Genomic DNA, 10348 nt, shown 5'->3' with positions numbered 1-10348 from the left:
AACCGGTGCTGACCGACGTGATCGCGCTTACGGGTGACGGGGAGTCGGTGTTGCGGCTCGCCGCAGCGGTGGAGCGACGCTCGGAGCATGCGCTGGCCGACGCCGTGGTCCAGGCATGCTTCGCGCGTGGCCTCGAGCCGCCGCCGGTCACCGAGTTCGAGGCGGTGACCGGGCGCGGCGTGCGGGGATACGTGGAGGGTCGACGCATCCGCGCGGGCAGCGAACGTTTCTTGCTCGACGAGGGGGTCGAGGTGCTGGAGGACGTCCGCGCAGTGTTGCGGCGCCTGCGGCACGAGGGCAAGACTCCGATCCTGGTTGCTGAGGACCGCGTGTTGGGGATCCTGGCCGTCGCCGACACGGTGCGACCGGAGGCCGCGGCCGTGGTGCGGGCGTTGCGGCGGGCGGGCATACGGAGGTTGGTGCTCCTGACCGGCGACCACCGCGAGGTGGCTGAAGCGGTCGCCGAACAACTGGGCATCGATGACGTCCGCGCCGGAATGCTCCCCGAGGAGAAGGCGGAGGCCGTGAGGGCGTTGACCCGGGACGGCGTGGTGGTGATGGTCGGCGACGGGGTGAACGACGCCCCGGCGCTGGCGAGCGCGCACGTTGGGGTCGCGATGGGGGCGGCCGGCACGGACGCGGCGATGGAGACGGCCGACGTCGTGCTGATGGGTGATGCCCTCGGACGTCTGCCCTACGTCGTGTCGCTGAGCCGTCGGACGAGGCGGACGATCCAGGAGAGCCTGGTCTTTGCAGGTGCGGTGATCGTCGGACTGCTGGTGGCGACGTTCGGCGCAGGGCTGCGACTGGCTGCCGGCGTGGTCGGCCACGAGGGCAGCACGGTCATCGTCGTCTTCAACGGGCTGCGGCTGCTGCGACTTCGTCCGGACTGACGGTCAGTTCTGTCCCACCCGGGTTTTGTCATCACGGACCGCCGGCTCGAAGCGCAGGTGGGAGACTTCGAGTCCAGCGGCCGCGAGGTGCTCGGCCAGCAACAGGGGCGAGTCGGTCGCTATCCGTAGGTCCGCCCGCCGCACCGACCCGTTCAGCCGCACGGACAGCGCGATGCGCTCCGAGCCATCGAACAGAGGCTGTAGGGCCCGTGCGAGCGAGACGAGGTCCTCCACCCCATTGTGCAGGTTCACCGATAAGTGTACACCCGCGATGTCTCCCCCGCGCAGGTAGATCAGAGCGTCGAACAGATCGCTCTCGGTGACGATGCCCACCAAACTGCCCTGGTCGGTGACGGGCAACGCGCCGATCTTGTGCTTGCGCAACAGGTAGGCGGCGTCCTCCACCAGCGTGTTGGGGCCGACCGTGATCACTTCCCGCGTCATGACATCGGCTACGTGGGCCTTGGCGAGCAGCGCAGGAATTTCCCAGACTGACAGCGATGTCGCCGGGGACGGCGCCGCCCGCATCAGGTCGGTCCACGTCACGATCCCGACCAGCTTCCCACCCCGCAGGACGGGCAGGTGTCGAAACTTCCTCTCACGCATCAGGCGCGTCGCTTCCTCTAAGGTCGTGTCCGGCTCGATCGCCACCGGATTGGCTGTCATCACGTCGCGGACCACCATCCCCGCACCTCGACCGCGAATGCCCGTGGCCGGAGTGTAGTGCGGCCACGGGCCGGTGCCCATCCGGTCGGGCGTCGAAATGGCATCGGGTGCTCGACCGACCCGGAAATCCGTGATGGACCCGATGTCCGGCGGCCTGCCAGGCCAGTAGCATCGTCGGCGAAGGCCAAAGTAGGAGGACAGGCGGATGTCGAAACTCGCCGGGCAGGTCCTGATCGCGGCCGCTCTTACCCTCGGTGCGTGTGCGCCACGGGGCGCGGTGGCTCCCACCCCCGAGGCCACGCACACGCCCACCGCGGCGGAGCGTGCGCAGATGATCGACCAGATGCACGAGGCCGTCGTGAAGGCGTTCCCCGCAAAGACCGAAGGGAGGGGAGCGCAGCCCATCGAGCCGGAGGTCGTCGACGGCGTCAAGGTCTTCCGGATCACGGCCTCGGAGATCGAGTGGGAGGTCACGCCGGGCGAAAAGCGACGCGCCTTCGCTTACAACGGCACCGTCCCGGGCCCCACGATCCGCGTGACCGAGGGCGACCGCGTGCGGGTGATCTTCAAGAACGAGTTGCCCGAAAGTACGGCGATCCACTGGCACGGTCTGGTCGTACCGAACAGCATGGATGGCGTCCCCTACATCACGCAGCCGCCGGTCAAACCCGGTGAGACGTTCGTCTACGAGCTAACCGCGCGCAATCCCGGTTCGCACATGTACCATTCCCACCACGCGGCCGACCGTCAGGTGCCGATGGGATTGCTGGGCGCGTTCATCGTTGAGCCGCGGGACAAGCGGGGGGAGCCCCGAGTGAACCACGACGTGGTGATGATCCTCAACGACGGGCCGCTCGGTTACACGATCAACGGCAAGGGCTTCCCGGCGACCGAGCCGATCGTGGTCCGACGGGGGGAGCGGCTGCGCGTGCGGTTCATGAACGAGGGACTGATCATCCACCCGATGCACCTGCACGGCATGCCGATGCGCGTCATGGCCAAGGACGGATACCCCTTGCCGCAACCGTACATGGTGGACACCCTGAACATTGCGCCGGGCGAACGGATCGACGTGGTGATCGATGCCACGGAACCCGGCGTGTGGGCCTTCCACTGCCACATCCTCAGCCACGCCGAATCCGACCACGGCATGCATGGCATGGTGACGGCTCTGATCGTGCGGTGAACCGAATTTCACAACTCGGGGAGGTGCGACACACCCATGCGAGTCCTGTTGATGACGGTATTGGTCGCCTCGTTGCTCGTGGCCTGCGGCCCCTCTGGCCAGCCTCGGCAGCAGGCGGCCCCGGCCCAGGAGATCGAGGTCGGCTTAAGCGAGTTCCGGTTCGAGCCCGCGACGATCGAGGTGAGCCGCGGCAAGGTCGTCTTCAAGCTGAAGAACACCGGCACGGTAGAGCACGACTTCGTGCTGCCTGACCTCGGGCTCGGCACCCCGCCGATTCCGCCCGGGCAGAGCAGGGACCTTGAGTTGGAGATCCGGGCACAGCCCGGGCGCTACCGCATGGAGTGCGACGTCCCCGGGCACCGCGAGGCGGGGATGGTCGGTACTCTGGTGGTCAAGCCGTGACGGACGTCGACCGCCTGGTCGGCCGGTTGGCGCTCGCCCTGGCCGCGCTGGCGGTGGTCGGCGCGGCAGTCGCCGTTCGGTCGGTCGGGCCAATTGCACGGACGGAGGCGCCGACGGTTGTCGCGGCCGCGCCATTTTCCCCAACCGCAACCGCGACGGTGAGGCTGCAAGCACGCGCGCCGGAAAGGGGCGGGTGGAGCGAGAAGACGATCGTGGTCCGCAGGGGCACCCGGGTGCGCCTGGTCCTTCGAGCCGTCGACACCCCACACGGGTTCGAGCTGGCTTCATTCGGCGTGAAGGTACTGCCACTGTTGCCCGGCAAGGAGCAGAGAGTCGAGTTCGTCGCCGACAAGGAAGGGCACTTCCCGTTCGCCTGCAACCTGGTCTGCAGTCCGCGCCACGCCGAGATGGTCGGTCAACTCGTCGTCCGGCGGTGACTGGCCCAGAAAATCGGGTCTGCGCCCGATGGCGACTCCCCACATGGCACCGTAGGCTGTCGGTGGACTCAACGGGTCCGCTGGGTCCACCGAAGGCGAGCCTGGCGATCGCTGAAGGCGGCGGCCGCCGGGCTCGCGCGTATGGGGAGCGGAAGAGAGCATGCACCTCGTCAAGGAAAGCGAGTACGCGCTGGTGAGCCTGAGGTATCTGGCTTCCCAACCGCAGGGAGCGATCGTCCCGCTCGTGCAGATCGCGCGCGCCAACGGGCTTCCGCCCGCATTCCTGGCGAAGACGTTGCGCAAGCTCGTCGCCTGCGGACTGCTCGCGTCCCACCGCGGGCGCCGGCGCGGCTACAGGCTGGCGCGCGAACCGCAGCGGATCACGGTCCGGGAAATCCTCGAAGGCATCGAGGGGCCGGACCTGTTCGCGCGCTGCGCGTTCTGGGGCAACGGCTGTTCCGACCGGGCGCCCTGCCCGTTGCACTCCTTGTGGGCATCATTGCGGCCATGGATCGCCGCGCGCATGGCGGATACGACGCTGGCCGCCCTTTCGTCGCCGGCGGCTTTCGAGCGCCGATTCGAGTGCCAGAGTGTGGACCATCAGCAAAAGGAAGGAGGAGGACGATGAGAGCCAATCGGATGTCATTGAGCGCCATCGCCGTGCTGGCGGTCGCCTTGGCACTGGCGGGCTGCCAGACGGGAGGGGGTGGTGCCGCGCTGCCCCAGGACCTCCAGGGCCTGATCCAGGCCCGAGAGCTGACACCGGAGCAGGTGAGGGCTGCGATCCAGACCTACGTGCCGCCGGGAAAGTACGACGACTATCTGATGTTCACGTCCGGCGGCCAGGGCGGGCAGGTGCTCGTCATCGGCATCCCGTCCATGCGACTGCTGCGCGTGATCGGCGTGTTCGCGCCGGAACCGTGGCAGGGGTACGGCTTCAGCCAAGAGACCCAGGAGGTCCTGGGTCACCACGGGGCCGACCGAACCCCGATCTCGTGGGGCGACACTCACCACCCGGCGTTGAGCGAGACCAACGGGGAGTACGACGGGCAGTTCCTGTTCATTAACGACAAGGGCAACGCGCGCATGGCGGTGATCGACCTCCGTGACTTCGCGACCAAGCAGATCGTCAAGAATCCGAACGCGTGGAGCAACCACGGGGCGGTGGTCAGCCCGAACACCGACTACGTCCTCGAGAGCACGCAGTACGCGATCCCGTTCCCGCCGCGTCCTATGCCCGTAACGCAGGAGAACTACAATCAGTACTTCCGCGGGCTGGCGACCTTCTGGCGCTTCGACCGCGACAAGGGGCGCATCGACCCCGCTCGGTCGTTCCAGATTGAGCTGCCTCCCTACTGGCAGGACCTGGCGGACTTCGGCAAGCTCGTCAGCGACGGCTGGGTGTTCATCAACTCGTTCAACACGGAGCGTGCGATCGGCGGCACGCTCGAGGGCAAGCCACCGGTGGAGATCGGGGCGTCCGCCAACGACATGGACTACCTGCACATCATCGACTACCGCAAGGCTGCGGAGTTGGTCGCGCAGGGCAAGGGCACCGTCGTGAACGGTATGCGCGTCCTGACGCTCAAGGAGGCGGTGGACAACGGAGTCCTGTACTTCGCCCCGCAGCCGAAGAGTCCGCACGGCAACGACGTCGCCCCGCGCGGCGACTACATCGTGGTCGGCGGGAAGCTCGACCCCAACGTGACCGTCTACAGCTTCGAGAAGATCCAGCAGGCGATCCGGGATCAGGCCTTCAGCGGTCGCGACCCGTACGGCGTGCCGATCCTGAAGTTCGACGCGGTCGTGGCTGCTCAGGTGAAGATCGGGTTGGGCCCGCTGCACACGATGTTCGACGACAAGGGCAACGCCTACACGAGCCTGTTTCTGGACAGCGCCGTCGCAAAGTGGACGCTCGGCCCACCGTACAAAACGGGTGACGACGCCTGGAAGCTTGTCCAGAAGCTGCCGGTACAGTACAACATCGGGCACCTCACCGCGGTCGAGGGCGACACGGTCAAGCCGGGCGGGAAGTACCTGGTGGCCATGAACAAGTGGTCGGTCGACCAGTACAGCAACGTGGGCCCGCTGTTCCCGCAGAACTTTCAGCTCATCGACATCAGCGGCGACGAGATGAAGCTGCTGTACAACATGCCCATCGGGGTCGGCGAACCACACCTGGCGCAGATCATCCCGATCAGCAAGGTCAAGTCGTGGGAGACCTACCCGGTGGGGACCAACCCGCTGACGATGCAGCCCGACCCGCGGGCGGTGCAGCCCGGCAAGCAGCGGATCGTCCGCGAGGGCAACACGGTGCACGTGTACATGACCGCGATGCGCAGCCACTTCACGCCCGACCGAATCCGCGTACGGCGGGGGGACACCGTGGTGTTCCACATCACCAACATCGAGAAGACCAAGGATGCGATCCACGGCTTCGCGCTGGCCGGTTACAACATCAACCTCAGCCTCGAACCGGGCAAGCACGAGACGGTCAGGTTCCGGGCGACGACGCCCGGTGTGTTCCCCTTCTACTGCACCGAGTTCTGCTCGGCGCTGCACCTGGAGATGATGGGGTATCTGGAGGTCGCTCCGTGACCCTGGGCACCCGGGCGCGGAAGCGGGAGTGGGTGGCCGGCGGGGACGCCCCCGGCCATCCCGCCTCCAAAGGCGGCCCCGAAGCGGCCGCGGCGGCCCGTAAGCTTGTACGGGTGAACGTCCCAGTGGCCCGGCCGATGGTGCACCCGCCGGTGCCCGTCTTCGCGGCTGTCCTGCTCGTCGCGTCGCTGCTGTTTCCCTACTGGACGATCACGCTGTACGCGCCGCAGTATCCGGGCGGGCTGCGCGCGAGCGTGTACCTGACGCACGTGAAGGGCGACACGGACGAGATCAGCAACCTCAACCACTACATCGGGATGAAGGCGCTCGACGAGGCGGCGCCGCTCGAACGCAGCGTGGCCGTCCCCACCGTGCTGCTGTTCGCGCTGGGCCTGGCGCTGTCGGCGTGGGTCCGGCGGTTCCGAGTCCTCCTGCGTCTTCCGGCGATCGCCTTCCCCGCGGCGGTCGTCGCCGACATCGCATACTGGCTGTGGCGCTTCGGGCACTCTCTGGATCCGGCGGCGCCGATCCGCCTGGAGCCATTCATGCCAGTGATCCTGGGACGGGGCGAGATCGCGCAGTTCGCGACGGTGGCCATGTTCGGCCCCGGCTTCTTTCTCGCACTCGCGGCCGCGGGTCTGGCGATCTACGACCTCGTCCGCGACCGACGCAGTTCGCCCCGCGCCGTCACGGCGGTCCCTCGCATCGGAGGCGGCGGGAGATGACCGGACCGGTGTGCGTGGCCGTCTTGCTGTCCGCGGTGTTCTTCGCCGTCTCGTCGGGGGCGCCGGCATCGCAGGCAACGCCGCTGCAGGCCCGCATCGATGCGGCGGCCCCCGGCAGCGAGATCGTGGTGCGCGGCTCAGAACGCGGCCCGATCGTTGTGCGCAAGCCGCTGCGCATCACCGGGAGACCGGGTGCGGTTATCGACGGAGGAGGAACGGGGACCGTCGTGTCGATCACTTCGCCCGGGGTGGTGCTGACCGGCGTGACGCTGCGGGGCAGTGGGACGGAGCTGAACACCGAGGATGCAGGCGTCTACGTCACCGCACCAAGAGCCATCTTGCAGGACATCCGCATGGAGGACGTACTGTTCGGGGTCAACCTCAAGGAATCCCACGGCACGATCGTGCGGCGCGTGACGATGATCGGCAAGGACCTCCCGCTCAGCCGGCGCGGGGACGCGGTGCGCCTGTGGTACAGCAACCGCGTCACGCTCACCGAGGTCACGATCCGGAGGATGCGGGACGTGCTTCTGTGGTTCTCCACCGGATCGGTGCTGCACGCCCTCGACGTGCGCGACGCTCGCTACGGTGTGCATTACATGTACGGGAACGACACACCCCTCCTTTACAGCATTTTCGAGGACAACGCGGTCGGCGCCTACGTCATGTACAGTACGGGCGTCCGCATTGAAGGGAATCGGTTCCTGCGGCACCGCGGCGCCGGCGGGGTGGGGCTCGCGCTGAAGGAGTCCGACGACGTGCGCGTGGTGGGAAACCTGTTCGCCGGCAACACCGCGGGGATCTACGTGGACGGGACGCCGCTGCGCGAGGGCGGACGGGGCGAGATTGCCGGCAACGTCGTCGCCGGCAACGACGTGGGGATACTGCTGCTGAGCAACGTGTCGGGCAATACGATCTGGGGCAACGTCTTCGAGGCGAACCGCGAGCAAATCCGCGTAGACGGCGGCGCCCAGACCCACAACGTCTGGCAGCGCGACGGCCGCGGGAACTACTGGAGCGACTACGCGGGACTGGACGCCGACGGCGACAGCGTGGGCGACTTCCCCTACGTAGCGCGCCGTTGGTTCGAAGGACTGGACGAAGTCGTGCCCGGCGCGCGGTTGCTGTGGGGAAGCGCGGCGGTCGCGGCGGTGGACTTCGCGGCGCGGACCGTTCCGGTGTTCGCCCCGCAGGTGCTTGTCACCGACCCCCACCCGCTCATGCGTCCTGAGGTCCCGGTGGCGTTCCGGGGTGGACAGGGCTCGGGGGCGTTCGCGCTGGCGTCGCTGGTGCTGGTGGTGCTGGGCGCCGCCGCGTTGCGGGCTGCGGTCGGCCGCCAGCCGTGGAAGGAGAGATTGGCGTGATCGAGCTGCAAGGGGTCTCCGTGCGCTACCAAGAGCGCTACGCGCTGCACGACGTCAGCCTGACCGTCCCAGCAGGGCAAAGGGTCGCGGTCGTCGGAGCCAACGGCGCGGGCAAGACCACGTTGTTCCGTTGCCTGCTCGATCTCGTGCCCTACACCGGGGCGATTCACATCGACGGATTGGATGCGCGCCGCGACGGCGTGCGCGCCCGCAGCCGGATGGGGTATGTGCCCCAGGTGCCGGCGTTCCCCCCAAGGCTGACCGCAGCCGAGGTCGTGGCGCTGTTCCAGCAGCTGAGGGGCGTTTTGCCGGACCCACTCCCGGTGCTGGAGGAAGTGGGGTTGGGACCCCATGCCGACAAGATGATCCGCACGCTGTCCGGCGGCATGGTGCGCCGGCTCGCGCTCGCGGTCGCGAGCATCGGTTCGCCGCCGGTGCTGCTTCTCGACGAGCCCACCAGTTACCTGGACCGCGACGGCGAGGAGTTGCTACTCGACCGGATCGCCTCGGCTGCCGAGGCCAGCCGGACCCTCCTGGTCGCCAGCCACCACCTCCGCGGGCTGGAGGCGCATGTGGACCGCATGATCCTGCTGGATGACGGCCGCGTCGTCGCCGACGCGCTGACCGCAGAGCTCTGGTCGCGGCACTGGGTCGAAATCATCGCGCCCCCTCCCCCGCCGCCGGCGCTGCCCTGCGGCGTGCGGTTGCTGTCGCGGCGCAACGGGGCGCTGCATTTGCGGGTGCCCGACGCGCAGATCTGGGAAACCGTTCGCGCGCTGTCCGGGCGCCCGTTCCGGATCCACGAGCCCGCGCCCGAGGACCTGCTGCGGGAGAGTGAACCGTGACTGCGGCCGGCGTGCTTTGTCGCTGGAACGTCCGCGCGGTGCTGCGGGATCGGTGGTTTGCGGCGACCGCCGCTGCGTTCGCGGTGCTGGCTGTGGCAGCCTCCGCCGTGGCGCTGGCGGGCGCCGGCATCGTCGGCGTGTCGTCGTTCGACCGCGCGGCGGCCGCGCTGGTGCAGCTTACGATGCTGTTCGTGCCGCTCATCGGGCTGACCGTGGGGGCGGGGTGGATCGCGGCCGATCGGGAGAGCGGGGCACTTGCGCTGCTGCTGGCGCAACCGGTGGACCGGCGGGCGGTGTTCACCGGTCAGTTCGCGGGCGTGGCCACCGCAATCGCCGCCGCGATCCTCGTCGGGTACGGTGCGGCCGGAGCGCTGCTGGCTGTGCGCGCAGGCACCGAGCACTTGGGCTCGTTCGTCTGGATGGTGGCGCTGGCGGTCCTACTGGCGGTGGCGATGCTGGCGATCGGGTTCGCGATCTCCGCAGTCGCCCCCAACCGCAGTCACGCTTTGGGTGTGGCGGTGCTGTGGTGGCTGGTGCTCGTGGTCGTCAGCGATCTGGGGGTGTTGGGCACGGCGGCCATGCTGCGGCTGCCTGCGCCGGCACTCATGGCACTCGTGTCCGTGAATCCGGTGAGCGCGTTTCGGATCGGTGCGATCGTCGCGGTCGGCAGCACCGAGACGATCGGTCCGGTGGGAATCTACGTCGCCGAGCGCCTGGGGACAGTGGGCCTGAGCGGGGGGCTGGTCGCGGTCCTGGTCGCCTGGGCGCTCGGCGCCTTCTGGGTCGGTCGCACGCGTTTCGCCCGAGCACCGGTGGACGGATGAGGCATGCAGCGCTCGCAGCGGCGGTGATCCTTTTCGCCGTCGCCTGTTCGTCGCCACCGGAGGCGGTCGCAACAGGTGAGGGTTGGCGGGCCGAACTGACGTGGACGACCCGGCCGGCGGCGCTCCGCCCGGTGACGCTCCGGCTGAAGCTGATCGATGCCTCCGGCCGCCCTCTCGCGATCGGGGCTTTGAGCGCCATGGCGACGATGCCGGAGATGGAGCACGGGGGAGAAACCGTCGCATTCGTCCCGGTCGGGGACGGGATCTTCGAGGCGGTGCACACGTTCTCGATGGACGGCCGGTGGACACTTCATGCGGAGTGGACCTCCGACGGGCGGGTGCACCGCACAGAGTTCCGCATCGAGGTCGGGGCGCACTGAGGCCCCGCCACGGCACGAATGGAACGGG

At 68.4% G+C, this 10348-nt stretch carries 12 protein-coding genes; 11 read left to right on the top strand and 1 reads right to left on the bottom strand.

From position 1 onward, the window contains the following. The coding region (locus QN163_10785; protein MDR5684487.1) for an HAD-IC family P-type ATPase at positions 1–893 on the top strand (893 nt) is incomplete at its 5' end. A 3-nt stretch (positions 894–896) separates the two neighbouring features. Here QN163_10785 and QN163_10780 read toward each other — a convergent pair. Further along, positions 897–1577, bottom strand: a complete 681-nt coding sequence (locus QN163_10780; GenBank protein ID MDR5684486.1) for a CBS domain-containing protein — start codon at positions 1575–1577, stop codon at positions 897–899. 187 nt (positions 1578–1764) lie between these two features. Between QN163_10780 and QN163_10775 the strand changes: the two genes are divergently transcribed. From QN163_10775 to QN163_10730, 10 genes are all read left to right on the top strand, one after another. After that, entirely contained in the window at positions 1765–2745 is a 981-nt protein-coding gene (locus tag QN163_10775) for a copper oxidase (protein MDR5684485.1), read from the top strand. Positions 2746–2781: 36 nt separating this feature from the next. Then, positions 2782–3147, top strand: coding sequence for a cupredoxin domain-containing protein (locus tag QN163_10770; GenBank protein MDR5684484.1), 366 nt, complete (start codon positions 2782–2784; stop codon positions 3145–3147). Continuing rightward, positions 3144–3584 (top strand): hypothetical protein, encoded by a 441-nt coding sequence (locus QN163_10765; GenBank protein MDR5684483.1) that lies wholly within the window; start codon positions 3144–3146, stop codon positions 3582–3584. The genes QN163_10770 and QN163_10765 overlap by 4 nt, the downstream gene beginning before the upstream one ends. Positions 3585–3744: 160 nt before the next feature. Next, positions 3745–4212 (top strand): Rrf2 family transcriptional regulator, encoded by a 468-nt coding sequence (locus QN163_10760; protein MDR5684482.1) that lies wholly within the window; start codon positions 3745–3747, stop codon positions 4210–4212. Then, positions 4209–6182 carry a Sec-dependent nitrous-oxide reductase gene (nosZ, locus tag QN163_10755; GenBank protein ID MDR5684481.1) on the top strand — a complete coding sequence of 658 codons (1974 nt, stop codon included), beginning with the start codon at positions 4209–4211 and terminating at the stop codon, positions 6180–6182. Before QN163_10760 ends, nosZ begins: the two co-directional genes overlap by 4 nt. After that, positions 6179–6907 carry a cytochrome C gene (locus QN163_10750; GenBank protein MDR5684480.1) on the top strand — a complete coding sequence of 243 codons (729 nt, stop codon included), beginning with the start codon at positions 6179–6181 and terminating at the stop codon, positions 6905–6907. Before nosZ ends, QN163_10750 begins: the two co-directional genes overlap by 4 nt. Further along, complete coding sequence (gene nosD, locus QN163_10745; protein MDR5684479.1) at positions 6904–8271, top strand: nitrous oxide reductase family maturation protein NosD; 1368 nt, start codon at positions 6904–6906, stop codon at positions 8269–8271. The genes QN163_10750 and nosD overlap by 4 nt, the downstream gene beginning before the upstream one ends. Further along, the gene (locus tag QN163_10740; GenBank protein MDR5684478.1) at positions 8268–9116 is read left to right on the top strand and encodes an ABC transporter ATP-binding protein; all 849 of its coding nucleotides are present in this window, start codon (positions 8268–8270) and stop codon (positions 9114–9116) included. Before nosD ends, QN163_10740 begins: the two co-directional genes overlap by 4 nt. Beyond that, positions 9113–9940, top strand: coding sequence for an ABC transporter permease (locus tag QN163_10735; protein MDR5684477.1), 828 nt, complete (start codon positions 9113–9115; stop codon positions 9938–9940). The genes QN163_10740 and QN163_10735 overlap by 4 nt, the downstream gene beginning before the upstream one ends. Further along, positions 9937–10320 (top strand): FixH family protein, encoded by a 384-nt coding sequence (locus tag QN163_10730; protein ID MDR5684476.1) that lies wholly within the window; start codon positions 9937–9939, stop codon positions 10318–10320. Before QN163_10735 ends, QN163_10730 begins: the two co-directional genes overlap by 4 nt. Positions 10321–10348: the final 28 nt, after the last annotated feature.

The sequence above is a fragment of the Armatimonadota bacterium genome, from assembly GCA_031432545.1.
In the GTDB taxonomy this organism is placed as follows: Bacteria; Sysuimicrobiota; Sysuimicrobiia; order Sysuimicrobiales; family Sysuimicrobiaceae; genus Caldifonticola; species Caldifonticola tengchongensis.
The sequence above is the reverse complement of the archived record's forward strand: the minus strand, read 5'-3'. Positions and strand labels throughout refer to the sequence as shown.